Here is a 26,829-nt window from a genome sequence, read left to right as displayed (position 1 = left end):
CGGCCGCTTGGCTTCCTCGCTTACGGGTCCACTTCGTTCCCCCGACGCTGCGGCGCCCTCAACGGGCATAGTCGCTGCGCTCCAGAGTGATGATCCTGAGGCGGACCTGGGACCGGCGCTTGGATAGTTGGACTGGGTATTGGGAAGGCGTGCTTCAGGCAGTCAGCAAACGGGGGGCCGTGGGGCCCCCCGTCCGTCGGATTAGACATCCAGCAGGATGCGTTCCGGGTTCTCGATGCATTCCTTGACCCGCACCAGGAAGGTCACGGCCTCGCGGCCGTCGATGATGCGGTGGTCGTAGGACAGGGCCAGGTACATCATGGGACGCACGACGATCTGGCCGCCCACCACCATCGGACGCTCCTGGATCTTGTGCATGCCCAGGATGCCCGACTGCGGGGCGTTCAGGATGGGCGAGCTCATCAGCGAGCCATAGACACCACCGTTGGAGATGGTGAAGGTGCCGCCGGTCATGTCCGCGATGGACAGCTTGCCGTCGCGGGCCTTCTTGCCCAGCTCGTTGATGCTCTGCTCGATCTTGGCGAAGCCCATCTGGTCGGCGTCGCGCACCACCGGAACCACCAGACCGGTCGGCGTGCCCACGGCGACACCGATGTCGTAGTAGTTCTTGTAGATGATGTCGGTGCCCTCGATCTCCGCGTTGACCGCCGGCAGTTCCTTCAGGGCGACCAGGCAGGCCTTCACGAAGAAGGACATGAAGCCCAGCTTCACGCCGTGCTTCTTCTCGAACTGGTCCTTCAACTCGGCGCGCAGCTTCATCACGTTGGTCATGTCCACCTCGTTATAGGTGGTCAGCATGGCCGCGGTGTTCTGGGCGTCCTTCAGGCGGGCGGCGACGGTCTGGCGCAGGCGGGTCATGCGCACCCGCTCCTCACGGTCGGCGCGCGCGCGCGGACCGGCCGGGGCCTTCGCGACCGGGTTCGGGGCGGCGACCGGCGCCGGGGCGGCCTTCGGCGCGGCCAGGTGGTCGATCACGTCACCCTTGGTGACGCGGCCGTCCTTGCCGGTGCCGGCGATGCCGGCCGGGTTCACGCCGGCGTCGGCGGCGATCTTGGCCGCGGCGGGCATGACACCGGCCGAGGCGGGTGCGGCCGGAGCGGCGGCGGGGGCCGGGGCGGCGACCTTGGCCGGGGCCGGGGCGGCGGCGGCCGGAGCGGCGGCCGCGGCGGCGCCACCCTCGGTGATCACGCCCAGGACGGCGTTGACGCCCACGTTGGCGCCCTCAGCGGCGCGGATTTCGCCCAGCGTGCCGGCGGCCGGGGCGTTGACTTCCAAGGTGACCTTGTCGGTCTCCAGCTCCACCAGCGTTTCATCCGCCTTGACGCTGTCGCCAACCTTCTTCAGCCACCGCGCGACCGTCGCTTCCGACACGGACTCGCCGAGGGTGGGCACCAGGATTTCCGTCGCCATGTTTTTGGGACCTTGGTTCGTTTCTAACAGGGGTTCGTTTTTAAGGGACTAGAACTGGACGAAAATCATTCCGGGGCCGCAGCGGGCCCCGGAATGCTCAACATTTGGGTCAAGAGACCGTCAGCGCCTCGTCCAGGAACTTGGCCAGTTCCTGGTTGTGGCGCTTCAGCTGCCCGGCGGCCGGCGAGGCGGACTCGGGGCGGCCGGCATAGGACGGACGCCCCGCCTTGTGCCCGAGATCCTTCAGCACGCCCTCGATGCGGCGGTCGACGAAGGACCAGGCGCCCATGTTGGCCGGCTCTTCCTGACACCACACCACGTCGGCGTTGGGGTACTTGGCCAGCTCGATCTTCAGGGCCTCATGCGGGAACGGGTACAGCTGCTCCAAGCGCAGGATGGCGATGTCCTTCAGGCCCCGGGTCTCCCGCTCCTGGAACAGGTCGTAATAGACCTTGCCCGAGCAGATGACGACGCGGCGGATCTTGGCCGGCTCGACCAGGTCCACGCCATCCTCGTAGAGGACGCGGTGGAAGCTTTCGTTGCCGGTGAACATCGCCAGGTCGCTGACGCACAGCTTGTGACGCAGCAGCGACTTGGGGCTGAAGACCACCAGCGGCTTACGGAACTCACGACGCACCTGGCGGCGCAGCACGTGATAGTAGTTGGCCGGCGTGGTGCAGTTCACGATCTGCCAATTGTCCTCGCCGGACAGCTGCAGGAAGCGTTCCAGACGGGCGGAGCTGTGCTCCGGCCCCTGCCCCTCATAGCCATGCGGCAGCAGCATCGTCAGGCCGGACATGCGCAGCCACTTGCTTTCGCCCGAGCTGATGAACTGGTCGATGATGACCTGGGCGCCGTTGACGAAGTCACCGAACTGGGCTTCCCACAGCACCAGGGCATGCGGCTCGGCCAGGGTGAAGCCGTATTCGAAGCCCAGGACGGCGGCTTCCGACAGGGGGCTGTCGTGAACCTCGAACCGGGCCTGGCCCTCTTTGTGTTCCGGGGGACGGATGTGGTCCAGCGGCACGTACTTGGCCTCGGTGGTCTGGTCGACCAGCACGCAGTGGCGGTGCGAGAAGGTGCCACGACCCACGTCCTGGCCGGACAAGCGCACGGGCACGCCCTCGACCAGCAGGGTCCCGAAGGCCAGCGCCTCGGCCGTGGCCCAGTCGATGCCCTTGCCGGTGGCGAACATCTCCTGCTTGGCCTTCAGCTGACGAACCACCTTGGGGTTCACGTCCACGCCTTCCGGCACGGCGGAGATGGCCTTGCCCACTTCCTGCAGCAGGTCCATGGACGCGGCGGTCTTGCCCTTGCGGTCATCGTCGGTGGCAGCACTCAGCCCCTGCCACTTGCCTTCCAGCCAGTCGGCCTTGTTGGGCTTGTAGGTGGTGGACGCCTCGAACTCCGCGTCCAGCGCCTTGTGGAAGTCGGTGACGACAGCCTCGGCCTCCTCGGCCGTCACCACGCCTTCAGCGATCAGCTGCTTGGCGTACAGTTCCCGGGTGGTGGGCTGGTTGCGGATGGCCTTGTACATCAGCGGCTGGGTGAACGCCGGCTCATCACCTTCGTTGTGACCCTGGCGGCGGTAGCAGACGATGTCCACCACCACGTCCTTCAGGAACTTCTGACGGAACTCCACGGCGATGCGCGCGACATGCACCACCGCCTCGGGATCGTCACCGTTGACGTGGAAGATCGGCGCCTGGATGGCCTTGGCCACTTCCGTCGGGTACGGGCCGGAACGGCCGTACTGCGGAGAGGTGGTGAAGCCGATCTGGTTGTTGGTGATGATGTGGATGATACCGCCGGTGCGGTACCCCTTCAGCTCGGACAGCAGCAGCGTCTCCGGCACCAGACCCTGGCCGGCGAAGGCGGCGTCGCCGTGCAGCAGCAGGCCGATGACCTCGGCGCGCGCCGCGTCCGTCGGCGGCATGGTGGAGCGCTGGACCTGCTTGGCGCGGACCTTGCCGCTCACCACCGGGTTCACCGCTTCCAGATGCGACGGGTTGGCCGTCAGCGACAGATGGATGGTGTTGCCGTCGAAGTCGCGGTCGGCGGAGGTGCCCAGATGGTACTTCACGTCACCCGAGCCCTGCACGTCCTCGGGGTTGGCGGCGTTGCCCTGGAATTCGGAGAAGATGGCCTTGAACGGCTTGTTCATCACGTTGGCCAGGACGTTCAGCCGGCCGCGATGGGCCATGCCGACCACCAGTTCCTTCAGGCCCAGCTGACCGCCGCGCTTCAGGATCTGCTCGATGGCCGGGATGGTGACCTCGCCCCCTTCCAGACCGAAGCGCTTGGTGCCGGTGTACTTCAGCTGCAGGAAGCGCTCGAACCCTTCGGCCGCCGCCAGGCGCTGCAGGATGGCCTTCTTGCCCAGGACCGTGAAGTCGGTCTGGTTGCGGATGCCTTCGATGCGCTCCTGGATCCAGGCCTTCTGCTCGGGGTCCTGGATGTGCATGAACTCCACGCCGATATGGCCGCAATAGGTGCGCTGCACCGCGTCCACGATCTGGCGCAGGGTGGCGGTCTCCATCCCCAGCACGTTGTTGATGAAGATCGGACGGTCCAGGTCGGCGTCGGTGAAGCCGTAGCTCTTGGGATCCAGTTCCGGATGCTCGCTGCGCTTTTCGAGGCCCAGCGGATCCAGCTTGGCCATCAGGTGGCCGCGGACGCGGTAGGCGCGGATCAGCATCAGGGCGCGGATGCTGTCCAGCTGCGCCTGGCGCAGCTGCTCGGGCGTAATACCGCTGGCGACCGGGGCGGCGGCGCCGTTCGCACCCTTGGCGCCCTTCGCCGGGGCGGCCGGCTTGGCGTCCGGATCGGGCACGCCAATGACGGCCGCCTTGTTGGGCGCCCAGCTCGCCCCCTGGATCTCGCCCAGCACAACCCGGGCGTCATCGTCGAGCCCGGCGAAGAAGCTGCTCCATGAAGGATCGACGGAGGCCGGATCCTGCAGGTAGCGGGCGTAGAGCTCGGCGACGAAGGTCGCGTTGCCGGCGAAAAACAGGGAGCTTTGATCGGTTACCATGGCGCTCTGCGCTTGATCTGGGAGGGATAGGGCGCCCGCGTCTACGTGGCAGGGCGTCCCGATGGACCGAAATTCGCGTTCTTTTACGCCATGATACCAGCGCCTTCAATATGCGACGGCGCGGGGGCCGTTGCCACGAAAACGCCTACCACGCATAAGAAACGCCCGTATTCCGCAACAAGGCCATCAGTACCGGCAAATGCCCGAACCTTTTGTTGCGTGGCGTTTGATAGGCGGGTCACCATGAACGTGCAGCGCGCAGGTCAAAAAAGTTGACGCGCCCGCCAACAGTGAGGTGGCACCAGCATCCCACGGGGTCAAGCGACGAAGCGGGGGCAATGCCTCATGCCAGCCATGGAAAAACGGCGGCCCCAGGTGCCAGACATGCGCTGGACCCAGGTGCCGCCGTATCATCCCGGCCGGCCCGGGAAAGCCCCGGGCCGGCCGTCATTTTCCCGAAAGGCCGGAAATCAGCCCTTCAGCGCCTTCAGCATGGTGGAGCCCAGGCTGGCGGGGCTGTCGGCGACATGGATGCCGGCGGCGCGCAGGGCTTCGACCTTGAAGTCGGCCGTGTCGTTGCCACCGGAAATCACGGCACCGGCGTGCCCCATGCGACGGCCCGGGGGGGCCGTGCGACCGGCGATGAAGCCCACGACCGGCTTCGTCGTCTTGGAGTCGCGGATGAACTCGGCGCCATCGACTTCCGCCGAACCGCCGATCTCGCCGATCATGATGATGCCCTCGGTCTCCGGATCGTCGAGGAACAGCTGCAGGCTGTCCACGAAGTTGGTGCCGTTGACCGGGTCGCCACCGATGCCAATGCAGGTGGTCTGGCCCAGGCCGGCCGCGGTGGTCTGCGCCACGGCCTCATAGGTCAGGGTGCCGGAGCGGCTGACGATGCCGATCTTGCCACGCTTGTGGATGTGGCCCGGCATGATGCCGATCTTGCACTCGTCCGGCGTGATCACGCCGGGGCAGTTCGGGCCGATCAGGCGGGTCTTGGACCCAGCCAGGGCGCGCTTCACCGTCACCATGTCCAGCACCGGGATGCCTTCGGTGATGCAGACCACCAGCGGGATCTGGGCATCGATGGCTTCCAGGATGGCGTCGGCCGCGAAGGGCGGCGGCACGTAGATCACCGAGGCGTTGGCGCCGGTGGTGTGCACGGCCTCGGCCACGGTGTCGAACACCGGCAGGTCGAGGTGGGTGGTGCCGCCCTTGCCGGGGGTCACGCCGCCGACCATCTTGGTGCCGTAGGCGATGGCCTGCTCGGAATGGAAGGTGCCCTGCGCGCCGGTGAAGCCCTGGCAGATCACCTTGGTGTTCTTGTCAACCAACACGGCCATGATTACGCGGCCTCCTTCACGGCCTTGACGATCTTTTCAGCGGCGTCGGCCAGGTTGTCGGCGGACAGGATGGGCAGGCCGGACTCGGCCAGGATCTTCTTGCCCAGCTCGACGTTGGTGCCTTCCAGGCGGACGACCAGGGGAACGTGCAGGCTGACCTCACGGGCCGCCGCCACCACGCCCTCGGCGATGACGTCGCAACGCATGATGCCGCCGAAGATGTTGACCAGGATGCCTTCGACATTCGGGTCGGACAGGATGAGCTTGAACGCGGTGGTCACGCGCTCACGGGTGGCGCCGCCGCCCACGTCCAGGAAGTTGGCCGGCTCGCCGCCGTACAACTTGATGATGTCCATGGTGGCCATGGCCAGGCCGGCACCGTTGACCATGCAGCCGATGTTGCCATCCAGCTTCACATAGTTCAGGCCGTGCTTCGTGGCCTCGGTCTCCGACGCCTCTTCCTCGCTCTCGTCCCGCAGCTCTTCAATGTCCTTGTGACGATAGAGCGCGTTGTCGTCGAAGTTCATCTTGGCGTCGAGGGCGATGATGTCACCGGCGCCGGTCACGACCAGCGGGTTGATCTCGACCTGCGAGGCGTCCAGCTCCACGAACGCCTTGTACATGGCGCTCAGGAACTTCACCGCGGCGCCGACCTGCTTGCCTTCCAGCTTCAGGCCGAAGGCGATCTGGCGGGCATGGAAGCCCTGCAGGCCGGTGACCGGGTCGATCGCGATCTTGACGATCTTTTCGGGGTGGCTGTGGGCCACCTCCTCGATCTCCATGCCGCCCTCGGTCGAGGCGATCACGGTGACGCGCGAGGTGGCGCGGTCCAGCAGCAGGGACAGGTAGAGTTCCCGCTTGATGTCGCAGCCTTCCTCGACATAGAGGCGCTTGACCTCCTTGCCTTCCGGACCGGTCTGCTTGGTCACCAGAACGTGACCCAGCATTTCCTTGGCGTTGGAAGCGACATCCTCGACGGACTTCACGACGCGGACGCCGCCCTTGCCCTCGGGATTGTCCTGGAAGCGCCCGGCGCCACGGCCACCGGCATGGATCTGGGACTTCACGACCCACACGGGGCCGCCCAGCTCGCCGGCCACCTTCGCGGCCTCCTCGGGGGTGTAGGCAACGCCGCCGCGGGGTACCGCGACGCCGTATTTCTTCAGCAGGCCCTTGGCCTGGTATTCATGAATATTCATTCGGGGATCGCCCGCTTCCGGTTGGGAAACGGCCTCGGAAAGATCGCGGCCGATCGCGGGGCCAACCCCGCGCCGGGGGGCACTGTAGTGAGCAATGCCGCACCGATCAACCGCGTAAAGTGACGGGACGGGTGGCTCGTTCGTTATTCCGGTATCTCTTTGCCAGATGGCCCCGCACCGCGAGCGCGGGCGAGGCCATCCAGAACGTCATACCGGAACCCGAACGATCAGCCGGCGACCTTGGCGGTCACCTCGACCAGCTGCTGCACGGCGGCGACCGACTTTTCGAAGTTGGCCTTTTCCTCGGCGTTCAGCTCGATCTCGATGATCTTTTCGACGCCACCGGCGCCGATGATCACCGGCACGCCGATGTACAGGCCGTCCACGCCGTACTGGCCGGTCAGCTTGGCGGCGCAGGGCAGCACGCGCTTCTTGTCCTTCAGGTAGCTTTCGGCCATGGCGATGGCCGACGCCGCCGGGGCGTAGAAGGCGGAACCGGTCTTCAGCAGGGCGACGATCTCCGCACCGCCGTCACGGGTGCGCTGCACGATCTGGTCCAGCTTCTCCTGCGTGGTCCAGCCCATCTTCACCAGGTCGGGCAGCGGAATGCCGGCGACGGTGGAGTACCGGACGGACGGGACCATGGTGTCGCCGTGGCCGCCCAGCACGAAGGCGGTGACGTCCTCGACCGAGACCTTGAATTCATCGGCCAGGAAGTGGCGGAAGCGGGCGCTGTCCAGCACGCCGGCCATGCCCACCACCTTGGCGGGATCGAAGCCGGTGACCTGCTGCATCAGGCCGACCATGGCGTCCAGCGGGTTGGTGATGACGATGACGAAGGCGTCGGGGGCGTGGGCCTTCAAGCCAGCGCCAACGGCCTTGATCACCTTGGCGTTGATGCCGACCAGGTCGTCACGGCTCATGCCCGGCTTGCGCGGCACGCCGGCGGTGACGATCACCACGTCGGCGCCGGCGATGTCGGCGTAGTCGGACGCGCCGGTCAGGCTGGCGTCGAACCCTTCCACGGGGGCGGCTTCAGCGATGTCCAGCGCCTTGCCCTTGGCGACACCCTCGAAATCGGGAATGTCGAACAGGACAATGTCGCCAAGCTCCTTCAGGCCGGCCAACAGGGCCAGGGTGCCGCCGATCTGGCCGGCGCCGACCAGCGCGATCTTCTTGCGTGCCATGGTTGGGTTCCTCGAACTTTGGGTTGAATGAAAAGGCGCTCACGAAACAGTGGGCCCTGGCCGCCCGAGGCTCGAAGCCATCGAACGGGAGTCCCGGAAATTCGCCATGCGGGGTCCCAGGCGCCAGGGCGCCCGGCCTTCGGGGCCCGAGGAACGAGGGAGCCCGCGGCGGGCTGATTAGCCTGAATCCGGCCATCGGGCAAGGCACCCCGTAAATGGACAGGCGCGCGCGCCTGCCATGGCAGGCCCTCTGGAAAAGGTGTGGCCCGGAACCAAGGGCCGGGCGCACGATCTTCAGTCCCAGGCGGAGCGTGCGACACCCTCCCGCCCGGACCCGCCCGGCGCCCCTATTTCGGCGGGATGTCGAACAACTCCAGATGCCAGTGCATCTCGACCTCGGTCATGGGGTAGTCGGTGCCCAGCCGGGCGTTCAGCAGCTTGCGCGGCGCGATGCCGGCCCCCCGGGCCTGCAGGGCGCGGGCGCCGCGCATGGAGAAGCCGGCACGCCAGGCCAGCGCCGTCACCGCCTTGGGGCTTTGCGTCGCCAGGATGCGGCGCACCGCATCCGCCGGCACCCGCGCCAGCAGGGCCAGCGCCGCCTGGGCGAAGCCACGATCGCCCCAGCTGAGCGCGTCGCACACCACCTCCTCGTTCAGGCCACCGGCGGCCGCCAGGCGCGCCGCCTTTTCCGTGGCGCCCTCCCCGCTGCCATAGCCGGCAGCCCAATCCAGGCGGCGGGCGGCGGCGGTCACCACCGCCTCGACCCCCGCCCGATCCAGCCCCTGCCCCGCCAGGCCGTCACGGATGGCGTCCTCCACGGCGCTGGCCAGCCGCTGCGACACGGCCGTGGGGCCGGCGGGCGGGGCCGCAGGGCCAGGGGCGTTGGAATCAGGTACCTCTTCGGGCGGCAGGCCGCCGATGGGCATATGGCCCTTTTCCGCCAGCAGGCGGCGGGCCTTGGGCGACAGGTCGGCGCCGGGGTTGCCGGCCAGCGTGGCCCAGGACTCATGGTCGCCCACGGCCACCACGGCGTCGCCCACCGGCCGGGAAACGGTGCGCCGGCCGGCCACCGCCTCGACCACCCAGGGCTCCGGCCGGCGGGACAGGATTTCCAGCAACTCCTCGTCCGACAGGGCCATGCACCAGCGCAGCACCGGCCCGGCCACGTCGCGGGCCACGTCGCGCGCCAGGGTCACCGCCAGCTTGGGCGGGGCGCATTCCACGTCGGCCAGCGCGCTGGACAGGGCGGAGCGCACGCGGATGACCTGATCGGCGGCCAGCAGTTCCAGGGCGGCGAAGGCGACATCGCGCATGGCCCCCACCTCGGGCCGCGACAGGTCGGGCAGCAAGCGCGTCAGCTTTTCCGCCAGCAGGGTCCGCACCCGGTCGCTGGGGTCGCGCGCCAGGCGGCCGAAGGCCCGCACCGGCGTCATGGCGTTGGTCACGACCGCGCCGCGCACCCGTTCATCATCGTCATCCGCCAGATAGTACAGCAGTTCCGGCCGGGTATGGGGGCTGTTCGCCAATTCCACCCGTGCCGCCACGTCACCCCGGGCGGCCACCGTCTTGGCGGTCTCATAGTCGATGGACGGCTTGGACGACAACGACAACGGCTCCCTCGGGCTGGGTCACGGGCGCTTGTCCTTACCTTAACACATGCGCCCGCTGAACCGTCAGATCCAGTGCCTGACCTTAAGTGAGATGCCCCGCCGCCAGATAGTCCTCCGCCTGCATTTCCATAAGGCGGCTGACGGTGCGCTGGAATTCGAAGGCGTGCTGGCCCTCGGGGTAGAGCCGGGCCGCCGGGGCCTCGGCCGCCATGATCAGGTGCACCTTGTGCTCATAGAGGGCGTCGATGAGGGTCATCAGGCGCTTGGCCTCGTTGCGCAGGGACGGGTCCAGCATGGGCACGCCATCCAGCAGCACGGTGTGATAGTGGGTGGCGATGGCCAGGTAGTCGCCGGACCCCAGCGGCTGGCGGCACAGCTCGTCAAAGGTGAACCAGGCGACACCCTTGGCCTGGCGCGGCACCGGCAGCGTGCGACCCTGCACCATCAGGCTGGTGGCCGTGGGCTGGGCGTCCGTCAGTTCGGTGAAGGTCCGCCCCAGGGCGGCGGTGGCGGCCGGGCCCAGCGGATCGAAATAGACCTGCCGCCCCTTGATGCGGGCCAGACGGTAGTCACGGGCACCTTCCAGGTGCAGCACGTCCAGCCTTTCCTTCAGCAAGGCGATGAAGGGCAGGAACAGGTCGCGCTGCAGGCCATCCTTGTAGAGGTCCCCGGGCGCCCAGTTGCTGGTCGCCACCACCACCACGCCCAGGTCGAACAGGTGGGTGAACAGCCGGCCCAGGATCATGGCGTCGGCGATGTCCGTGACATGGAATTCGTCGAAGCACAGCAACCAAGCCTGGTCGGCGATGGTGCGCGCCAATTCCGGCAACGACTCGTCCGCCCCCTCGCGGCGCAGGTCCGGCCGTTGCCGCAACGCGTGCAGGGACTTGTGCACCTCCAGCATGAAGGCGTGGAAATGGACCCGGCGGCGGCGCAGCACCGGTGCGGTCTCATAGAACAGGTCCATCAGCATGGACTTGCCCCGGCCGACATCGCCATAGATGTACAGGCCCTGGGGGGCCGGATCGGGCCGCCGCGCCAGGCCGAAGCGGGCGCGCCAGCCGCCCTGGCCCTGGGCCGGGCGGTAGTCCCGCAAGGCGTGCCACAGGCTCTGCAGCTTCTCCGCCGCCAGTTCCTGGGCCGGATCGTCCTTCAGCGTGCCGGTGCCGCGCCGGGCGCGGTAGACGGACAAGGGGCCTTCAGTCATGGGGCGACCACCGGAAGCTCAGGAGGGAAAAGGGCGGTTCCTCATATCGAAACGGGCCGTGGCCATCAACCGACGGCGGCATCAACGCACCCTTGCGCCCGTCCCCCGCCCGGCGGAAGGCCGGTACCCGCAACGGCGTCGGCGTAATATAAGTTCACGGAAGACCCCGCCGCCGATACTTCCCTTGCGTTTCGGTGGGGGCTGGCGCGCGTTGACGTATCATCGCGGATGGTTGTTGGCCTCGTCCCGCTTGTGGCAGAAAGGGGCGGCATCACCCCTGTAGTGTAGTCACCGGACGAGAGCCCATGGACAAGTTCACCATCCTGACCGGCGTCGCCGCCCCCCTGCCGATCCAGAACATCGACACGGACATGATCATTCCGGCGCGGTACCTGAAGACCATCAAGCGCACGGGTCTGGGCAGCGGGCTTTTCTCCTCCCTCCGCTTCAACGAGGACGGCAGCGACCGGGCGGACTTCATCCTGAACCAGCCGGCCTACCGCCAGGCCAGCATCCTGGTGGCGGGCGACAATTTCGGCTGCGGCTCGTCCCGTGAGCATGCGCCCTGGGCCCTGCTGGACTACGGCATCCGGTGCGTCATCGCCCCCAGCTTCGCCGACATCTTCTTCAACAACTGCTTCAAGAACGGCATCCTGCCCATCGCCCTGCCGCAGGACGTGGTGGACCGCCTGATGGATGAGGCGTCCAAGGGCGCCAACGCGACCTTCACCGTCGACCTGGAAAAGCAGCTGATCATCACCCCGGACGGGGAAAGCGTGGGCTTTGAGGTGGAGGCGTTCCGCCGGCACTGCCTGCTGAACGGCCTGGATGACATTGGGCTGACCCTGCAGCAGAACAGCGCCATCGACGCGTTCGAAGCGCAGCAGCAGACGGGCCAGCCCTGGCGCTGGGCGCGCTGATCCGCCCCCGCCCCCTTGTGATTTTCCTGTGACGGGCGACGGACCGGCGGATCGCCGCAGGTCCTGACCGAAACGAGGGGTTGGCAGGATGCCGGCCCGCCCGATACCTTCCCTCATCAGACCTACGGGCCGCACGCGGGAGCGGCCGCCGGTCCCGCGCCTGTGGCATGGGATTATCCGGCAGCCGCGGCGGTGCCGCCCCAACCGACAAAAGGGTTGATCCATGGCCGCTTACTCACTCCTCATGTTGCCGGGCGACGGTATCGGGCCGGAAGTCATGCGCCAGGTGCGCCGCGTCATCGACTGGATGAGCCGGCGCCGCGACCTGGAATTCACCGTGTCCGAAGGCCTGGTCGGCGGCTGCGCCATCGACGCCCACGGCGTGCCCCTGTCCGAGGCGACCATGGAACAGGCGCTGGCGGCCGACGCCGTGCTGCTGGGTGCCGTGGGCGGCCCGAAGTGGGACACCGTCAGCTACGACAAGCGCCCCGAGGCCGGCCTGCTGCGCCTGCGCAAGGAGTTGGAGCTGTTCGCCAACCTGCGCCCGGCCGTGGTGTTCGACGCCCTGGTCGACGCCTCGACCCTGAAGCCCGAGGTGGTGCGCGGCCTGGACATCATGATCGTCCGCGAACTGACGGGCGGCATTTACTTCGGTGAGCCGCGCGGCATCGAGGATCTGGGCAACGGCATCCGTCGCGGCATCAACACCCAGGTCTACACCACCCCGGAAATCCAGCGCGTCGCCCGCGTCGCCTTTGAGCTGGCGCGCAAGCGCGGCAACAAGGTCTGCTCCTGCGAGAAGCGCAACGTCATGGAGTCCGGCCTGCTGTGGAACCAGGACGTCACGGCCCTGCACGCGGCGGAATACAAGGACGTCGAGCTGAGCCACATGCTGGCCGACGCGGCCGCCATGCAGCTGGTGCGCAACCCCAAGCAGTTCGACGTGATCGTCACCGACAACCTGTTCGGCGACATCCTGTCGGACGAGGCCGCCATGCTGACCGGTTCCATCGGCATGCTGCCGTCGGCCTCGCTGGGTGCGGCCGACGCCAGTGGCCGCCGCAAGGCCCTGTATGAGCCGGTGCACGGCTCCGCCCCCGACATCGCCGGCCGCGACGTCGCCAACCCCATCGCCTCGCTGCTGAGCTTCGGCATGGCGCTGCGCTACTCCTTCGACCGGGCCGAGGAAGCGGATCTGCTGGACCGGGCGGTGCAGAACGTCCTGAAGGGCGGCATGCGCACGGCCGACATCATGTCCCCCGGCATGGCCCGCTGCTCCACCTCCGTGATGGGCGACAGCATCCTGCGGGAGCTGGACAAGCTGGTTGCCTGATTAGAGTGCGATCCACGGCTCAGATGGAAACATCTGAGCCGTGGATCGCACGACGGCACAAAAGCTAGAGTTGTTCCTCACGCGCCCGCGCGGGCATTCGCCCGCCTAGCCATCCTTGGCGCTTCGTTCCGAGGGCGACAAAGGGCAGCGTATTGGCATCCCCCCATCCTTGCGCGTACGGGATGGCAGCCCCAGGCAACTCCGGCGGTCGGAACGGTCTTCCGCACGGATCACGGGCTGGAGCATGCCCCAGTCCGTGATAGCGCAATTCCCAACAGAATTGGAAAACCCAAGCGGCCGGGCGGCGGCGCCCGGCGCCTGAGCAATCAATCAAGTCCGCGGCGCATGCTTGTTCAGGATGCGCTGCAGGGTGCGGCGATGCATCTTCAGGCGACGGGCGGTTTCCGAAACGTTGCGGTCGCACTGCTCGAACACCCGCTGGATGTGTTCCCAGCGCACGCGGTCGGCGGACATGGGGTGTTCCGGCGGCGGCGGCAGGGGACCGTCGGTCAGCAGGGCCGCCTCCACCGCGTCGGCGTCGGCCGGCTTGGGCAGGTAGTCGACGGCGCCAGCCTTCACCGCGGCCACGGCGGTGGCGATGTTGCCATAGCCGGTCAGCATGACGATGCGCGCCTCGGGCCGGGCGTCCCGCAAAGCCTTGACCACGTCCAGGCCGCTGCCGTCCGCCAGCCGCAGATCAACCACGGCGTAGCGGGGGGCGGCCTCCTGCGCCACCTCCACGCCCACCGCGACGCTGTCCACCGCCACCACGTCAAAGCCGCGCTTTTCCAGCGCGCGGGCGAGGCGGATGCGGAAGGGGGCGTCGTCATCGACCACCAACAGGCTGCGCGAGGCGTCCCCGGTGAAGCCGAGGCGCATGGGATCGATCACGTCACCGGTCTCAATAGTCATCTTCGAAAACCCCTTATTTCCCGGCCGTGGACTGAAGAACGGTTGCAAACTTGGGAACCATGGTACCACGCCCCTGTATCCCCAATCCCGGTGGTGGCGACACGCGGCAAAAGGACGCCCCTCCATCCACAACAACGCACGGTCACATGGATACGCCGGCCCGCCGCTCCAAGGGCGGCAATACGCCGCTGCCCAAAATACGCCGGAGGACGGACGGGATATTCCCCTGATGTCGCGGCGAAGCCTCAGGGGGCGGGCAGCGCGCCGCTCCAGCTGACCATGACGCGGGCGCCGGCGCCCAGGGGCGTGCTGCCCGGCGGGCCGTTGGCGTAGGCCACGGTGGCGCCGGTGCGTTCCAGCAGGATTTGGGCGATGAACAGGCCCAACCCCATGGTGCCGGGCCCGCCGGCCCGCACCGGCACCTCCTCCAGCCGCTCGTCCCGGTCGGAGACATAGGGCTCCCCCAACCGTTCCAGCAGGCTGACGGGAAAGCCCGGGCCGTCATCGGCCACGGTCAGCATCAGGGCTGCGGCGTCGCAGTGCAGGGTCACGTCCACCCGGCTGTGGGCGAACTGCATGGCGTTCTGAAGGATGTTGCCCAGGCCGTGCTGCAACTCCGGCGTCAGCGGCAGGGGCGAGGGCGCCCCCTCCTCCGCCCCGGTCACGGTGATCTCCAGCGCCACCTCCGGCCGGCGGTGGGGGGCGGCCACCGCCTCCACCACCTGCACGGGCCCCAGGGGGGCATAGGGCTCCATCTCGCCCTCCGCGTCGGGGCGGCGGGCCAGGTCGGCCAGGATGTCGCGGCAGCGGGCGGACTGGCTTTGCAGCAGCTGGATATCCTCCGCCCAGGGGCTGTCGGGCGGCAGGTCGCGGGCCAGTTCCTTGGCCACCACGGCGATGGTGCCCAGCGGGCTGCCCAGTTCGTGGGCCGCCGCCGCGGCCAGCGCGCCCAGGGCGGAGGCCTTCTGCGCGCGGGCCAGCGACACCTGGCTGGCGATCAGCGCCTGTGACAGGTCACGGCCGGACTGCGCCACCTTGTAGACGTAGGTGGCGATGAAGATGGCGGACAGGGTCAGCGCCGCCCAGATGCCGTCCAGATAGACGGGCGGCAGGGTGACGCCATAGCTGGCCGGCCAGGATAGTGGCATGGCCAGCACCCACACCAGGGTGAGGCAGGCGGCGGTCAGGGCCGTCAGCCCCGTCACCAACCGGCGACCCAGCATGCTGGCCCCCACCATCAGTGGCGCCAGCACCAGCACGGCGAAGGGGTTCTCCAGCCCGCCGGTCAGCATCAGCAGCACGGTCAGTTGCACCGTGTCATAGCCCAGGAAGACCGCCGCCCCCCGTTCCGTCAGAAAGGGGCTGCGCCGGCGGCGGGAGATGGCATAGAGGTTGATCAGCAGCGACACGGCCGTCACCGCCAGGGCCGGCAGTAACGGGATGTCGATGCCGACCAGATCCTCCACCGTCAGCAGGGTGATGGCCTGGCCGGCGATGGCGATCCAGCGGATGGTGTTGAGGGTGCGCAGGCTGACCCGAGCCCCGGCCCAGCGGTCGCCGCCGAGCCGCGCGCCATTGGGCCGGGCGCCATCGGGCCGGCCCCCGGGGCCATCCCTGTCTCCGCCCCAGGGGCTGGGTTCCGCGTCCGCCGCCCTCGTCCACGCCTGCCGCGCCATCGCCCTGACAACCCCATCTTGGATGGCCCGATAAGATCAGCGGAACCGTCCCGGCTTCAAGCTATAGCGCACGGGGCACGGCGTCGCACCTGTCCGCTGGATGGACGCGCGCCAGCCCCTTGCCCCCGGACGCGCGGCGCTGATAATTACCCTTGCCCTATGCGGTTGGGCCCTACGCGGGTGGAGAACGATCCTTGGAAAGCCAGCGCAAATTCGCGGTGCAGAAGCCCCAGGGCAAGAAGTGGGAGACGCTGGCCCTGGTCGACAACCTGCCGGCCGGCAAGCGTGAGTTCAGCGAGGCGGTGCGCGCCCACGGCCGGGGCTATGTCCGGCTGATCCAGGTGGATTTCGAAAGCGAGGAGGCGCTGTCCAACTACGACTGGCGCCTGGTGGAACTGCACGACCCCTACAAGGGCACGGGCCGGCCCAAGCCCACCGTGGTGGCGGGGTCGGAGCGCCCGATGAAGCCCAAGAAGGGCAAGGGCCCGGGCGAGAAGGTGCCCGTGCCGCTGAAGACCTGGATGCTGGCCTGCCTGATCGCCGTGGTCGTGGGCATCGCCTGGGCGCTGACGTACCACCGGCCGTGAAGCGTCAATCTCAATACTTCAAAAACGCCTTCATGATGGTTCGCGCGGCCATAAATACCAATGGCACCGGGATCACGACCATCAGGATGGCTGAGAACAAATTGTCCCCAAACACGGCGGGAAACCCGGCCATCAGCAAGCAGGCAGTCACGAAGATTGCAATCCCCCTGGGGATGTGGCGCCACTTTATGTGGCTGTCCCAGCAACCGGACTTTTCGTCGATCACAATGCCTCGCTGGATTGCCGTCCTGTCCACCGCTTCCATTTGCAACGGTCTGGGTACCGGGTTCCGATTGTAACCGGAACCCGGCGACCGTCGAGATCAATGCGTCGCCCGGCCCTCGCCGCCGCGCGTGGACACACCAGCCTCGGCGAAGGTGGCCATGCCGGTGTGACAGGCGACGGCGGCTTGCAGGATGGGCAGGGCCAGGGCGGCGCCGGAGCCCTCGCCCAGGCGCATGCCGAAGCTCAGCAGCGGTTCCTGGCCGATGACATCCAGCAGGCGGCGATGGGCCGGCTCGGCCGACAAATGGCCGACGATGCAATGGTCCAGGGCGCGCGGGTCGGCCTTGAACAGCACGGCGGCGGCGGCGGTGCAAGCGTAGCCGTCCAGCACCACGGGCGTGCGGGCCATGCGGGCCGCCATGATGGCGCCGACGATGGCCGCCAGCTCATACCCGCCCACGGCGCGCAACACATGGAAGGGATCGGACAGCAGGTCGGCGTTGGCGGCCACGCCGGCGGCGACCACCGCCGCCTTGCGCGCCATGCCCTCGGCGTCCAGGCCGGTGCCGGGGCCCACCCAATCCTCAGGCTTGCCGCCGAACAGCGCCAGGCACAGGGCGGCGGCGGACGTCGAATTGCCGATGCCCATCTCGCCCAGGCACAGCACGTCGATGCCGGTTTCCACCGCCATCATGCCGTAGGCCATGGCGTGGGCGCAGGCCTGCTCGCTCATGGCGGGACCATGGGTGAAGTCGGCCGTGGGGTTGTCCAGGTCCAGCTCATAGACACGCAGATCGGCGTCGGCCTGGCCGCACAGCTGGTTCACCGCCGCCCCGCCCTGGGTGAAGTTGTGCACCATCTGCGCCGTCACCGCCGATGGATAGGCGGACACGCCGAGTGCGGCCACGCCGTGGTTGCCGGCGAATACCGCCACGCGCGGATGCTGCACGCGGGGTGGCGTGCGGCCCTGCCAGGTCGCCAGCCACTCCGTCAGGCTTTCCAGCCGCCCCAGCGCGCCGCGCGGCTTGGTCAGCTGCACCTCACGCTGCATGACGGTGGTCGCGGCCTCCAGGTCGGGGCCGGGCAGATCGGCCAGGACGCGGCGGATTTCGTCGAAGGAGGGGATGTCGCTCATGATGCTCCGGCCCGGTGATGGGACCCGCGACAAGGACGCCGGAGTGGCGCTGGCGGGCGGACGGGACTTCCCGTATACCGGAACCATGACTGATGCAACGGGGCCGCGCCTGGGCGGTGTCTTCGCCGAATTCATAGCCGCCGTGATCTTTTTGACGCGGCTGCCCATCCATTGGCGCGGGGCCTGGCCGCAGGACCTGGATTCCCGGGCCCTGACCTGGTTTCCCATCGTCGGCACGCTGATCGGCGCGGTCGGCGGCCTGGTCTATTGGGGGCTCTCGGCCGTCAACGTGCCGCCCCTGCTGGCCGCCTTGCTAACCGTGGGCGCGCTGATGGGCCTGACCGGCGCCCTGCATGAGGACGGCTTGGCCGACGTGGCCGACGGCTTCGGCGGTGGCCGCGACCGCGAGGCCAAGCTGACCATCATGAAGGACAGCCGGGTGGGCACCTATGGCGCCGTGGCCCTGGTGCTGAGCGTCGCCGCCCGCGCCCTGGCCCTGGCCGCGATATCCAGCCCGCACCACGTGGCCGTGGCCCTGATGGGCGCGCACGCCTATGCCCGCTGCCTACTGCCGGGCATGAAGCTGCTGTTGCCCGAGGCACGGCTGGTGGGCCACAGCGCCGGCGTGGGAAAGCCCAACAGCGCCCGCGCGCTGGCGGCCCTGCTGGCCGGATTCGTCCTGGCGGCCACCACCCTGACCAAGCTGCCCCTGGACGGTGGCATGACCCGCCTGGCCATCCTGCTGGTGTCCGGTGGCGGCATGATCGCCCTGGCCCTGCTGGCCCGCCGCCAGGTGGGCGGCGTCACCGGCGACGTCCTGGGGGCCGCCGAGCAGGTGGGGGAAATCCTGTTCCTGGTGGCCGTGACCGGCGCCCTGGGCGGCGGCGCCTCCGCGCCATGATCGCCGGCGCCGTTCGCTGGTGGTGGGTGCGCCACGCGCCCCTGGCCGAGCCGCACCGCATCGCCGGCCAGTCGGACGCGGCCCTGGCCCCCTGGCCAGAGGCGGACGCCCATCTGACGGCCGCCCGCCTGCCCCCGGGCGCACTGTGGCTGGCCAGCCCGCTGACCCGCACCCGGCAGACGGTGGAGCGCCTGGCGGCCCTGGTGACCGGGCGGCCGCCGCTGCCCGAGACCGACCCCCGCCTGATGGAACAGCATTTCGGCACATGGCAAGGCCACAGCTATGCCGCGTTGGAGGATGCCGGGGACCCGCACCTGGCCGCCTTCTGGGCCGACCCGGCGGGCACCGCGCCGCCGGGCGGCGAGAGCTTCGCCGACCTGTGCCACCGCGTGGCCGCGGCGGTGGAGGATTGGAGCGGACGACAGACGGGCGGCCAGCGGACGGGTGACCGTGACATCGTCTGCGTCTGCCATGCCGGGCCGGTGCGGGCCGCCGTGGCCCTGGCCCTGGATCTGTCGCCGGCCAAGGCTTTGGCCCTGGACGTCTCGCCCCTGTCCATCACCCGGCTGGACCGCATCGCCACCGACGCTGGCCCCGTCTGGGCGGTGAGGGGCGTCAACCGCGCCCCCTGACCCGCCCGGGCGGGACTTTGCCGCACGGCCGCCTTACTTCGCCTTTAGGGTCGCCCCGAAGGTGCCGGTCGCCGACTGTCCAACGGGGCCACATCTCTCTGGGGCATGGGCGACCGTACCCAGATATGGTAGGAATTCTGTCAACAGCGTCAACGGATGGTTCGGGCGGCCGCCAGCGGCCCCGAATGACGAAAGAAGGAACGAAACGATGATCGATCGGCGGCAGGTGTTGGCGGGTGCGGCGGCGGGCGCGGCCCTGGCGCTGGGCACGGCCGTGCCGGCGCGGGCGGAGGTGACGGAGGCGCAACTGATGGTGGAGCGCGCGCGCCTGACCGCCATGTCCCTGCTAGGCGACCCGCAATACGCCCCCCTGAAGAACCTGCTGGGCCGGGCCAAGGGCGTGCTGATCCTGCCCAACGTCATCCAGGCGGGCTTCTTCCTGGGCGGCGGTGGCGGCACCGGCGTGCTGGTGGCCAAGGGCAGCGACGGATCGTGGAGCGGCCCGGCCTTCTACACCATGGCCGAGGCCAGTTTCGGCCTGCAGTTCGGCGGCCAGCAGGCGCAGATGATGCTGGTGATCATGACCGACAAGGGCCTGAACGCCGTGATGGACCGCAGCGTGAAGCTGGGCGCGGACGCCAAGGTGGCGGTGGGCGAGCTGGGCACCCAGGTCGGTGCCGGCTATGGCGTGGGCATGGACGCCGACATGTATGTCTATGCCAAGACCAGCGGCCTGTTCGGCGGCCTGGCCGTCGACGGCTCGGTCATCACCCCGCGCAAGGAATGGAACGACATCTTCTACGGCCAGCAGACGACGCCCGAGCAAATCCTGCTGGACCGCGCCTTCTTCCGACCGGAAGCCCAGGCCCTGGCGGCCGTTCTCAGCCAGTAATCCCTATAGCCGGCTGCGTTTAATCGGAACCACAGCCGGCCATAGCTCAGTCTGTCCGCGAGCGGCTTCACGCCCAAAGGCGATCCCGCCTTCGGGCGATCCGCTCTAGCGACTACGGACTTGAGCGGTCGTGGCGCCGTCCAGGATGACACCCTCCAATTGGGCGTCGCGCAGGTCGGCGCCGGTAAGGTCGGCCTCGCGCAGGATCGCGCCCCGCAGGTTGGCACCGCGCAGGTTGGCCCCCCGCAAGCGGGCGCGGGTCAGCCGCACCGGCCATTTGCGGTCGGGCTGTTCCGCGCTTTCCAGCAAGCCCAGATTGGCGTTCTGCAGATCGGCGCCGTTCAGGTGGGCCCGTTCGAAGTTGGCGCCCCGGGCATCCACGCCCACCAGCACGGCGTCCTGCATGTCCACGCATTCCAGGTCGGCCATGACCAGTGACGCCCCCGTCAGCACCAGGCGGCGGGCCACGGCGAAGGCCATCTTGGCGGCGGTGAGATTGCGGCCCGAGAGATTGAGGCCGGTAAGGTCGCGGCCCGACAGGTCGGCGCGCACACCCGAGCGGCCAGCGGCGCCCACCCAGACGGCATGCTCCTCCACCATTTCGGCCACGGGACGGGCCGAGTCCCCACCCTCGCCCGGCAGGGTGGCGCCCTTGCCGCGCAAACGGCTGATCAGGGTGGATTCCATGATGGCGCCACGGAAGTTGGCGTCCTCCAGGATGGCGTCGTTGAAGATCGTGTCGGTGAGCAGGGCGCCGGCGAAAGACGTACCATGCAGCCTGCTTTCCGAAAGGTTGGCGCCCTGCATGTTGGCCCCCTTGAAGACCGCGCCGCGCAGATCGGCGCCCCGTAAATCCACGCCGGCCAGGTTGGCGTCGGTGAAATCCGCGTTCAAGGTCCAGGATCCGTTCATGCGGCTGTCGGACATGTCCGCGCCGATGGCGATGGCGGAGGTCAGGTCCGGGATACGGCCATCGAAGGTTTCCGGCAGGGGCTTGCCACCGCGATAGACGGCCAGAACGGCCTCGCGCACGTCCGCCTCACGCATGCGGGCCTTGGTCAGGTCCGCCCCGCGCATGCTGACGCCACGCAGGTCGGACTTGGACAGATCGGCCTGGCGCAGGCAGGCCAGGCGGAAGTCACACGCGAAGAGGGAGGCGCTGCGCAGCCGGGTGCCCACCAGTTGGGCCTGGTCCAGGCGGCTGCCCGTCAGGTCGGCGTCGGTCAGGTTCAAGGTGGACAGGACGGCGCCACGCAGATCATGCAGGACAAAGGAGAAACGGGCGCCGCCAATGCGGCCCTCGATCAAGCGTTCATGCTTGCGCGCCGCGTCCATGACCTCGGCCGGGGTCGCCCGGCGCCACTCAAAGCCGTCCTGGTACTGGCGTTCAGGATGCATGCAATCTAGCCATCCGGGTTACCGACATCGCCCCTGGATCAGGGTCGGTAACTATATTGTTGCACCCCCGCCCGGCTTTTTAGAAGCGGATTCGCCTGATGTTTATGGAAAGAAATCGTCGTTTCTACGACACAAACTTGCGGCAATTCTCCACCATTGTGCCGTAGAGGGCACGAATCAACTCTGACGGGCGCAGGCGGCCAAAGGGGATATTCTCCACCGCGTATTCCACCAGTACTTCCGGGGGTTTGACCGGCACGACCTCGAAGCCGGCCTTGCGCAGGCCATCCACGACAGCCTGGGCCTGCTTCGTGTAATTCTCGTTGAAGAAGGTCTTGTCCGCACGCTTGATCGCCTGGGCGATGGTTTCAACGATCGTGGGCAAGGCGGCATATCCTTTGAAGGCGGGCCAAAGCGGAAGGCGGATGCTGGAACGGATGGACGTCAGCCATCGATGCCATACCGACGCAGTTCAGGCCCCAGGCGCCCGATCACGTACAGGAAGAACATGCGGAAGTCGCTGACCAGCGACCATAGCGGATAGGTGAAGGTGGCGGGTCGGTTGTGTTCCACGAAGAAGTGACTGATCCAGGCGAAAAGATAGCCGCAGACCGGCGCGATGGCGAAGAGGCGCCAATCACCCGTCCAGATGCCGGCGGCCAGCGCCGCCAGCACCAGGCCGGTGCCCACGAAGTGCCAGGCCCGCGTGGCCGCGCGGGCGTGCTCCCCCAGATAGAAGGGCCAAAAGGCGCCGTACGTGGCGATGCGCGGTCCGTCTGCCGTCACCCTCATTCCCTCCCTGTAGTCGCATGCGGGTCGTTCGCGGGGCGGCACTGACGCCTGCGCGCTTGCAAACCCCGCCTGCCCGCCTTAAGTCTCCGCCGGATTAGACCAGAGCGGCCCCCGCCCCCGCAAGCGGCCCGCCCCTCCGGTCCCCGCCAGAGATATGAGGAGCATGACCATGGGCTATAAAGTCGCCGTCGTGGGCGCCACGGGCAATGTCGGGCGCGAGATGCTGCAGATCCTGGCGGAACGGAATTTCCCGGTGAGTCAGGCGGTGGCCCTGGCCTCGGAACGCTCCATCGGATCGGAAATCAGCTTCGGCGATGAGGACCTGCGTGTCCAGGACCTGGCCAAGTTCGATTTCGCGGGCACGGACATCGTGCTGTCCTCCGCCGGCGCCAAGATCTCCGCCCAGTTCGCGCCCAAGGCCGCCGCCGCCGGCGCCGTGGTCATCGACAACACCAGCCACTTCCGCATGGACCCGGACGTGCCGCTGGTGGTGCCGGAGGTGAACCCCGAGGCCATCGCCGGCTACAAGAAGAAGGGCATCATCGCCAACCCCAACTGCTCCACCATCCAGATGGTGGTGGCGCTGAAGCCCCTGCACGACCTGGCCCGCATCCGCCGCGTGGTGGTGTCCACCTATCAGTCGGTGTCCGGCGCCGGCAAGGAGGCGATGGACGAGCTGTTCACCCAGACCCGCGCCATCTACGTGAACGACCCGATCGAGAAGCGGCAGTTCACCAAGCAGATCGCCTTCAACGTCATCCCCCACATCGACGTCTTCATGGACGACGGCACCACCAAGGAAGAGTGGAAGATGATGGTGGAGACCAAGAAGATCCTGGGCCCGTCCATCAAGGTGACCGCCACCTGCGTGCGCGTGCCCGTGTTCATCGGCCACGCCGAAGCGGTCAACGTGGAATTCGAGAACCCGATCAGCGCCGACGAGGCCCGCGCCGTCCTGCGCAAGGCCAAGGGCGTGTCGCTGATCGACCACCGCGCCGACGAGGGTTATGTGACGCCGGTGGAGTCCGCGGGCGATGACCTGGTGTTCATCAGCCGCCTGCGGGAGGACATCACGGTGGAGAACGGCCTGAACCTATGGGTCGTGGCGGACAACCTGCGCAAGGGTGCGGCCCTCAACGCCGTGCAGATCGCCGAGCGCCTGGTGAAGGACCATCTGAGCAAGTAGGCCCCGGGGCAACGTTCCAAAAACAATGGGCGCCGCCTCGACGAGGCCGGCGCCCATTGTTTTTTCAGGACCGGTTCAGAGCCGGGACGGCGATGCCGGCGCGGCCCATCGCGTCAGGAAAGCCGCCACCTTGTCCACGTTGTAGCCCTTGTCCTGCTCCAGCAGGCCCGTGTCCTGGGATTGCAGCAGCCTGCCGTCGGCATCCAGCACGAACAGGTGGGGGTAGCCCGCGACCTTGGGCCATTGGCCCAGCAGCGCCTCGTTCTTGTTCTCCTTGCTCCAGTTCACCTTCACCGTGACGAAGCCTTGCTCCCGCAGGGCATGCAATCGGGCGTCATCGGTGAACAGGGCGTCGAGGCGGTGGCACCAGACGCACCACTCGCCCCCCACATCCACCAGCACCCGCTTGCCACCCGCCTTGGCCTGGGCCACCGCCTCGGCCACGTCCCGAGCGGCGTCGCGGGCGGGGTCGAAACGATCCCCCGGTACCGATACGACCGTGTCGGCGGCCCAAGCCGGCGTTTGCGCCAGGGCGGGTGCCGCCAGCAGGGACAGGATGAGCAGCAGGCGGCGCATGGGGTCTCCTTAGGACTGACGGGCAACCACTTCCAGTTCACAAATGGGAGAGGACATGCCGCGGGCCGACAGGCGCACATGCATGCCCTGGGCGTCGCGCACCTTCAGCGTGGTGGCGGCGCCGGGCGCCAGGTCCATGGTCCGGCCGGCGGTGGCCATCGTGCTGTCGGTCAGGATGTATTCCAGGGTGCAGCGGCGGTTGCCGGTGTTGTGGAAAAGCGCGTCGCCGGGGCCACTGATCTTGAAACCGAAGCTGCGGCCGTCGTTGAAATCCATGCGGCCGGCGCAGGGGCTGCCCACGCCCACCACGCATTCCACGTCGCGCGGCGGCGCCTTGGCATTGCCCACCAGACGGGGATCGCGCAGCAAGGGCTGGTTGGCGGTCACCGATTCGCCCGGCGTCCCCGTTGGGGAGGGGCCTTCCTGACCGGGCGGCGGAGCCGCCTGGGCCCACGCGCCACCGGCGGCCAGGCAGAGCACGGACGCCAGCACGGCGCTGCGCGCCGTGGGGAGGAAGGGATGGCGGGGACGCGACGACATGGGGGCAATGCTCCTCGTGGCAACAGTCCTAGGGGTAGCCCCAAGGACCGCCACTGGGCAAGCCGCATGACGAGGGGCATAGGGACGCAAGGCTATTATCACGGAACAACGGACATCAGCCGTCGCCGCCATCACAGCGGATCAGTATGCTGCCCGGCGACCGAGCCCTCTCCCCCTGGGAACCGCCCATGACCGCCCGCCCCCGCCGCTCCGCCCTGTACATGCCCGGCTCCAACGCCCGCGCCCTGGAAAAGGCGACGGCCCTGCCCGCCGACATGCTGATCCTGGATCTGGAAGACGCGGTGGCGCCGGACGCCAAGGACCTGGCGCGGGAACAGGTCCTGTCGGCGGTGGCCGGGGGCGGGTTCGGCCGGCGGGAGCTGCTGATCCGCACCAACGGCCTGGACACACCCTGGGGCCTGGCCGACCTGACCGCCGCCGCCACGTCAGGCGCCCACGGCGTGCTGATCCCCAAGGTGGAATCGGCCGAAGCCGTGCGCCAGGCCGACCGCCTATTGACCGCCGCCGGCGCGCCGCCGGACCTGGCGCTGTGGGTCATGATGGAAACGGCGCTGGGCATGCTGAACGCCAAGGAGATCGCCTCCGCCTCCCCGCGCCTGGCCGGCATGGTGCTGGGCACCTCGGACCTCGCCAAGGAATTGCATGCCCATCACACGGCCCTGCGCCTGCCCATGATCACGGCGCTGGGCCTTTGCCTGCTGGCGGCCCGCGCCCATGGCCTGGCCATCCTGGACGGCGTGCACCTGGATCTGGAAGACGAGGCCGGGCTGGAAGCCGCCTGCCGCCAGGGGGTGGAATTGGGCTTTGACGGCAAGACCCTGATCCATCCCAAGCAGTTGGACGCCGCCAACCGCGCCTTCGCCCCTGACGCGGCGGCGTTGGAGCACGCCCGTCGCCTCATCGCCGCCCATGCCGAGGCCATGGCCGAGGGCAAGGCCGTGGTGCTGGTGGACGGCCGGCTGGTGGAGGCCCTGCACGTGGCGGAGGCGCGCCGTCTGGTGGCCCTGGCGGCGGCTATCGGCGGCTGAGCCGGCCATCCCCCCAAGCCGGCCCGCTCAGGTTTCCCCCTTCAGGGCGTGCCGCTCCACGGTCACCGGCCGGACGGCGTGACCGCCGAACGCCGTCAGCGCCGCCTGCATCATCGACCAGGCCCAATCCCCGGGCTTGCCGTCGTTCAGGCGGAAGAACCCGATATAATTCCTGGAATAGCCCGGCCCGCGGAACCCCATCTTTTCCAGCTTGCGACCCACCGCCGCCGTCACGACACGGCGCAGGGCTGGATTGGCATCCGCGGACTCGATCTCGCACAGGATCACGGGCTCGTCCGCCTTCGTGCATTGGATATGAAAGTCGCCCCAATTGAAGATGGCGACCCGGCGGCCCGGCCCGGTCGCCCCCGTCAGCCAAGTGAAGGCGTCACCGACGTCCTTGAGGTTTTGCTCGACCTGGGCGTTGGCATCGTCGGGCTCCATGGGAATGGACTTCAACGGCTTGGCCAGCTGCGACTCATCCTCGGTGTCCCTGCCCTCCACTTCGCAGCCCTCATCCAGGTCCTTCGGGGAGCGGTCGTTGAACGCGATCTCCCCGCCGAAGTCGCGGCCGGTGGGATAGCGCGGCGGGCAGGCTACCGCAGGGTACGATCCGGTCTCCGTCTCGATATCCTCTAACCTCACATCATAACCACCGACCAGCGTAGCAACCATGTAATCCGCCAGCTTGCTGTCCGACCACGTCGATGGATCCAGACGGGCGACGAAGTTGCCGGTCTTCCGGTCGGAGGCATAGCCCAAGTCCTTCAGATTTTCCCGCCGCTTCTTGGTCAAGGGATGCCGCATCCAGGGTTGTCCCCGCGGTCCCGCCGCCTCGCAGGTTATGAGTGTCTCATGAGGCGCCCGCCGGCATTGCACGAACTGATCGCCATCGTGCGCCTCCACGGCGGCCCCACGCCCATCCATCTGGTCGGCGTGGGCCAGGGCGGCGACCGCCTTGGTCAACGCCTGTTGCGGCGTCTCCTTGGCATATGCCTCGGAAGTGGCCCCCAAGGCCATCAACAGGCCGGCAGCGGTGATCGTCATGCCCCTCATGGTGC

The 26,829-nt window shown here is 68.2% G+C and carries 25 protein-coding genes; 8 read left to right on the top strand and 17 right to left on the bottom strand.

All coding sequences use genetic code 11. The features are described 5' to 3' along the window. Window positions 1–201: 201 nt before the first annotated feature. The 7 genes from odhB to zapE form a co-directional block, all read right to left on the bottom strand. Window positions 202–1,431: a 2-oxoglutarate dehydrogenase complex dihydrolipoyllysine-residue succinyltransferase gene (odhB, locus tag FHS74_RS00940; protein WP_184796584.1), complete on the bottom strand. Its 1,230-nt coding sequence runs from the start codon at window positions 1,429–1,431 to the stop codon at window positions 202–204. 109 nt (window positions 1,432–1,540) lie between these two features. Continuing rightward, complete coding sequence (locus FHS74_RS00935; RefSeq protein ID WP_184796582.1) at window positions 1,541–4,465, bottom strand: 2-oxoglutarate dehydrogenase E1 component; 2,925 nt, start codon at window positions 4,463–4,465, stop codon at window positions 1,541–1,543. A 470-nt stretch (window positions 4,466–4,935) separates the two neighbouring features. Beyond that, the gene (gene sucD, locus FHS74_RS00930) at window positions 4,936–5,811 is read right to left on the bottom strand and encodes a succinate--CoA ligase subunit alpha (protein WP_184796580.1); all 876 of its coding nucleotides are present in this window, start codon (window positions 5,809–5,811) and stop codon (window positions 4,936–4,938) included. A gap of 2 nt (window positions 5,812–5,813) precedes the next feature. Beyond that, window positions 5,814–7,010 carry an ADP-forming succinate--CoA ligase subunit beta gene (sucC, locus tag FHS74_RS00925; protein WP_184796578.1) on the bottom strand — a complete coding sequence of 399 codons (1,197 nt, stop codon included), beginning with the start codon at window positions 7,008–7,010 and terminating at the stop codon, window positions 5,814–5,816. Between the two features lie 227 nt (window positions 7,011–7,237). After that, window positions 7,238–8,197, bottom strand: coding sequence for a malate dehydrogenase (mdh, locus tag FHS74_RS00920; protein ID WP_184796577.1), 960 nt, complete (start codon window positions 8,195–8,197; stop codon window positions 7,238–7,240). Window positions 8,198–8,544: 347 nt separating this feature from the next. After that, window positions 8,545–9,801, bottom strand: coding sequence for a DUF2336 domain-containing protein (locus tag FHS74_RS00915; protein ID WP_184796575.1), 1,257 nt, complete (start codon window positions 9,799–9,801; stop codon window positions 8,545–8,547). Between the two features lie 88 nt (window positions 9,802–9,889). After that, window positions 9,890–11,014, bottom strand: a complete 1,125-nt coding sequence (gene zapE, locus FHS74_RS00910; RefSeq protein WP_184796572.1) for a cell division protein ZapE — start codon at window positions 11,012–11,014, stop codon at window positions 9,890–9,892. A gap of 305 nt (window positions 11,015–11,319) precedes the next feature. Between zapE and leuD the strand changes: the two genes are divergently transcribed. Together leuD and leuB are read left to right on the top strand one after the other, a co-directional pair. Further along, complete coding sequence (gene leuD, locus FHS74_RS00905) at window positions 11,320–11,934, top strand: 3-isopropylmalate dehydratase small subunit (protein ID WP_184796570.1); 615 nt, start codon at window positions 11,320–11,322, stop codon at window positions 11,932–11,934. Between the two features lie 223 nt (window positions 11,935–12,157). After that, on the top strand, window positions 12,158–13,267 hold the full coding sequence (gene leuB / locus FHS74_RS00900) for a 3-isopropylmalate dehydrogenase (protein WP_184796568.1): 1,110 nt from the start codon (window positions 12,158–12,160) through the stop codon (window positions 13,265–13,267). Between the two features lie 330 nt (window positions 13,268–13,597). Here the strand turns inward: leuB and FHS74_RS00895 are convergent, their stop codons facing one another. Both FHS74_RS00895 and FHS74_RS00890 read right to left on the bottom strand, forming a co-directional pair. Continuing rightward, entirely contained in the window at window positions 13,598–14,179 is a 582-nt protein-coding gene (locus FHS74_RS00895; protein ID WP_425491243.1) for an ActR/PrrA/RegA family redox response regulator transcription factor, read from the bottom strand. A 245-nt stretch (window positions 14,180–14,424) separates the two neighbouring features. Then, complete coding sequence (locus tag FHS74_RS00890; protein ID WP_184796566.1) at window positions 14,425–15,855, bottom strand: ActS/PrrB/RegB family redox-sensitive histidine kinase; 1,431 nt, start codon at window positions 15,853–15,855, stop codon at window positions 14,425–14,427. A gap of 194 nt (window positions 15,856–16,049) precedes the next feature. On the opposite strand from FHS74_RS00890, the gene FHS74_RS00885 reads away from it, so the two are divergent. Next, window positions 16,050–16,442, top strand: a complete 393-nt coding sequence (locus tag FHS74_RS00885) for a hypothetical protein (protein ID WP_184796563.1) — start codon at window positions 16,050–16,052, stop codon at window positions 16,440–16,442. 10 nt (window positions 16,443–16,452) lie between these two features. On the opposite strand, the gene FHS74_RS00880 is transcribed toward FHS74_RS00885, so the two are convergent. Together FHS74_RS00880 and cobT are read right to left on the bottom strand one after the other, a co-directional pair. Continuing rightward, window positions 16,453–16,707, bottom strand: a complete 255-nt coding sequence (locus FHS74_RS00880) for a hypothetical protein (RefSeq protein WP_184796561.1) — start codon at window positions 16,705–16,707, stop codon at window positions 16,453–16,455. 57 nt (window positions 16,708–16,764) lie between these two features. Beyond that, a complete protein-coding gene (gene cobT / locus FHS74_RS00875; protein WP_184796559.1) occupies window positions 16,765–17,802 on the bottom strand; it encodes a nicotinate-nucleotide--dimethylbenzimidazole phosphoribosyltransferase in 1,038 nt (345 codons plus the stop codon). Here cobT and cobS point away from each other — a divergent pair. The 3 genes from cobS (at window position 17,801) to FHS74_RS00860 (ending at window position 20,227) form a co-directional block, all read left to right on the top strand. Continuing rightward, a complete protein-coding gene (gene cobS, locus FHS74_RS00870) occupies window positions 17,801–18,703 on the top strand; it encodes an adenosylcobinamide-GDP ribazoletransferase (RefSeq protein WP_211106023.1) in 903 nt (300 codons plus the stop codon). The genes cobT and cobS overlap by 2 nt on opposite strands. After that, window positions 18,700–19,335, top strand: coding sequence for a histidine phosphatase family protein (locus tag FHS74_RS00865; RefSeq protein WP_184796558.1), 636 nt, complete (start codon window positions 18,700–18,702; stop codon window positions 19,333–19,335). The genes cobS and FHS74_RS00865 overlap by 4 nt, the downstream gene beginning before the upstream one ends. Window positions 19,336–19,543: 208 nt before the next feature. After that, a complete protein-coding gene (locus FHS74_RS00860) occupies window positions 19,544–20,227 on the top strand; it encodes a lipid-binding SYLF domain-containing protein (protein WP_184796556.1) in 684 nt (227 codons plus the stop codon). Window positions 20,228–20,332: 105 nt separating this feature from the next. Here the strand turns inward: FHS74_RS00860 and FHS74_RS00855 are convergent, their stop codons facing one another. The 3 genes from FHS74_RS00855 to FHS74_RS00845 form a co-directional block, all read right to left on the bottom strand. Then, entirely contained in the window at window positions 20,333–21,625 is a 1,293-nt protein-coding gene (locus tag FHS74_RS00855; RefSeq protein WP_184796554.1) for a pentapeptide repeat-containing protein, read from the bottom strand. Window positions 21,626–21,749: 124 nt separating this feature from the next. Next, window positions 21,750–22,010 carry a hypothetical protein gene (locus FHS74_RS00850; RefSeq protein ID WP_184796552.1) on the bottom strand — a complete coding sequence of 87 codons (261 nt, stop codon included), beginning with the start codon at window positions 22,008–22,010 and terminating at the stop codon, window positions 21,750–21,752. Window positions 22,011–22,069: 59 nt separating this feature from the next. Beyond that, window positions 22,070–22,417 (bottom strand): Mpo1-like protein, encoded by a 348-nt coding sequence (locus tag FHS74_RS00845; RefSeq protein ID WP_184796550.1) that lies wholly within the window; start codon window positions 22,415–22,417, stop codon window positions 22,070–22,072. A gap of 169 nt (window positions 22,418–22,586) precedes the next feature. On the opposite strand from FHS74_RS00845, the gene FHS74_RS00840 reads away from it, so the two are divergent. Further along, the gene (locus tag FHS74_RS00840) at window positions 22,587–23,603 is read left to right on the top strand and encodes an aspartate-semialdehyde dehydrogenase (RefSeq protein ID WP_184796548.1); all 1,017 of its coding nucleotides are present in this window, start codon (window positions 22,587–22,589) and stop codon (window positions 23,601–23,603) included. A 75-nt stretch (window positions 23,604–23,678) separates the two neighbouring features. Here FHS74_RS00840 and FHS74_RS00835 read toward each other — a convergent pair whose 3' ends face one another. Continuing rightward, on the bottom strand, window positions 23,679–24,179 hold the full coding sequence (locus FHS74_RS00835; protein ID WP_184796546.1) for a thioredoxin family protein: 501 nt from the start codon (window positions 24,177–24,179) through the stop codon (window positions 23,679–23,681). A 9-nt stretch (window positions 24,180–24,188) separates the two neighbouring features. Further along, the gene (locus FHS74_RS00830) at window positions 24,189–24,719 is read right to left on the bottom strand and encodes a hypothetical protein (RefSeq protein WP_184796544.1); all 531 of its coding nucleotides are present in this window, start codon (window positions 24,717–24,719) and stop codon (window positions 24,189–24,191) included. 188 nt (window positions 24,720–24,907) lie between these two features. On the opposite strand from FHS74_RS00830, the gene FHS74_RS00825 reads away from it, so the two are divergent. Further along, window positions 24,908–25,768 carry an HpcH/HpaI aldolase/citrate lyase family protein gene (locus tag FHS74_RS00825; RefSeq protein WP_184796542.1) on the top strand — a complete coding sequence of 287 codons (861 nt, stop codon included), beginning with the start codon at window positions 24,908–24,910 and terminating at the stop codon, window positions 25,766–25,768. A gap of 27 nt (window positions 25,769–25,795) precedes the next feature. Here FHS74_RS00825 and FHS74_RS00820 read toward each other — a convergent pair whose 3' ends face one another. Beyond that, the gene (locus FHS74_RS00820) at window positions 25,796–26,824 is read right to left on the bottom strand and encodes a hypothetical protein (protein ID WP_184796540.1); all 1,029 of its coding nucleotides are present in this window, start codon (window positions 26,822–26,824) and stop codon (window positions 25,796–25,798) included. Window positions 26,825–26,829 lie beyond the last annotated feature (5 nt).

The sequence above is a fragment of the Nitrospirillum iridis genome (assembly GCF_014205765.1).
GTDB lineage: Bacteria > Pseudomonadota > Alphaproteobacteria > Azospirillales > Azospirillaceae > Nitrospirillum > Nitrospirillum iridis.
Note: the sequence above shows the minus strand (reverse complement) of the source record. Positions and strands in the feature narration are given on the sequence as shown.

Excerpts from the sequence above, each read along its gene's own strand:
- odhB (WP_184796584.1), bottom strand. The coding sequence starts at position 1,431 with ATGGCGACGGAAATCCTGGTGCCCACCCTCGGCGAGTCCGTGTCGGAA.
- FHS74_RS00935 (WP_184796582.1), bottom strand. The coding sequence starts at position 4,465 with ATGGTAACCGATCAAAGCTCCCTGTTTTTCGCCGGCAACGCGACCTTC.
- sucD (WP_184796580.1), bottom strand. The coding sequence starts at position 5,811 with ATGGCCGTGTTGGTTGACAAGAACACCAAGGTGATCTGCCAGGGCTTC.
- sucC (WP_184796578.1), bottom strand. The coding sequence starts at position 7,010 with ATGAATATTCATGAATACCAGGCCAAGGGCCTGCTGAAGAAATACGGC.
- mdh (WP_184796577.1), bottom strand. The coding sequence starts at position 8,197 with ATGGCACGCAAGAAGATCGCGCTGGTCGGCGCCGGCCAGATCGGCGGC.
- zapE (WP_184796572.1), bottom strand. The coding sequence starts at position 11,014 with ATGACTGAAGGCCCCTTGTCCGTCTACCGCGCCCGGCGCGGCACCGGC.
- leuD (WP_184796570.1), top strand. The coding sequence starts at position 11,320 with ATGGACAAGTTCACCATCCTGACCGGCGTCGCCGCCCCCCTGCCGATC.
- leuB (WP_184796568.1), top strand. The coding sequence starts at position 12,158 with ATGGCCGCTTACTCACTCCTCATGTTGCCGGGCGACGGTATCGGGCCG.
- FHS74_RS00895 (WP_425491243.1), bottom strand. The coding sequence starts at position 14,179 with ATGACTATTGAGACCGGTGACGTGATCGATCCCATGCGCCTCGGCTTC.
- FHS74_RS00890 (WP_184796566.1), bottom strand. The coding sequence starts at position 15,855 with ATGGCGCGGCAGGCGTGGACGAGGGCGGCGGACGCGGAACCCAGCCCC.
- FHS74_RS00880 (WP_184796561.1), bottom strand. The coding sequence starts at position 16,707 with ATGGAAGCGGTGGACAGGACGGCAATCCAGCGAGGCATTGTGATCGAC.
- cobS (WP_211106023.1), top strand. The coding sequence starts at position 17,801 with ATGATGCTCCGGCCCGGTGATGGGACCCGCGACAAGGACGCCGGAGTG.
- cobT (WP_184796559.1), bottom strand. The coding sequence starts at position 17,802 with ATGAGCGACATCCCCTCCTTCGACGAAATCCGCCGCGTCCTGGCCGAT.
- FHS74_RS00865 (WP_184796558.1), top strand. The coding sequence starts at position 18,700 with ATGATCGCCGGCGCCGTTCGCTGGTGGTGGGTGCGCCACGCGCCCCTG.
- FHS74_RS00860 (WP_184796556.1), top strand. The coding sequence starts at position 19,544 with ATGATCGATCGGCGGCAGGTGTTGGCGGGTGCGGCGGCGGGCGCGGCC.
- FHS74_RS00855 (WP_184796554.1), bottom strand. The coding sequence starts at position 21,625 with ATGCATCCTGAACGCCAGTACCAGGACGGCTTTGAGTGGCGCCGGGCG.
- FHS74_RS00845 (WP_184796550.1), bottom strand. The coding sequence starts at position 22,417 with ATGAGGGTGACGGCAGACGGACCGCGCATCGCCACGTACGGCGCCTTT.
- FHS74_RS00840 (WP_184796548.1), top strand. The coding sequence starts at position 22,587 with ATGGGCTATAAAGTCGCCGTCGTGGGCGCCACGGGCAATGTCGGGCGC.
- FHS74_RS00835 (WP_184796546.1), bottom strand. The coding sequence starts at position 24,179 with ATGCGCCGCCTGCTGCTCATCCTGTCCCTGCTGGCGGCACCCGCCCTG.
- FHS74_RS00830 (WP_184796544.1), bottom strand. The coding sequence starts at position 24,719 with ATGTCGTCGCGTCCCCGCCATCCCTTCCTCCCCACGGCGCGCAGCGCC.
- FHS74_RS00825 (WP_184796542.1), top strand. The coding sequence starts at position 24,908 with ATGACCGCCCGCCCCCGCCGCTCCGCCCTGTACATGCCCGGCTCCAAC.
- FHS74_RS00820 (WP_184796540.1), bottom strand. The coding sequence starts at position 26,824 with ATGAGGGGCATGACGATCACCGCTGCCGGCCTGTTGATGGCCTTGGGG.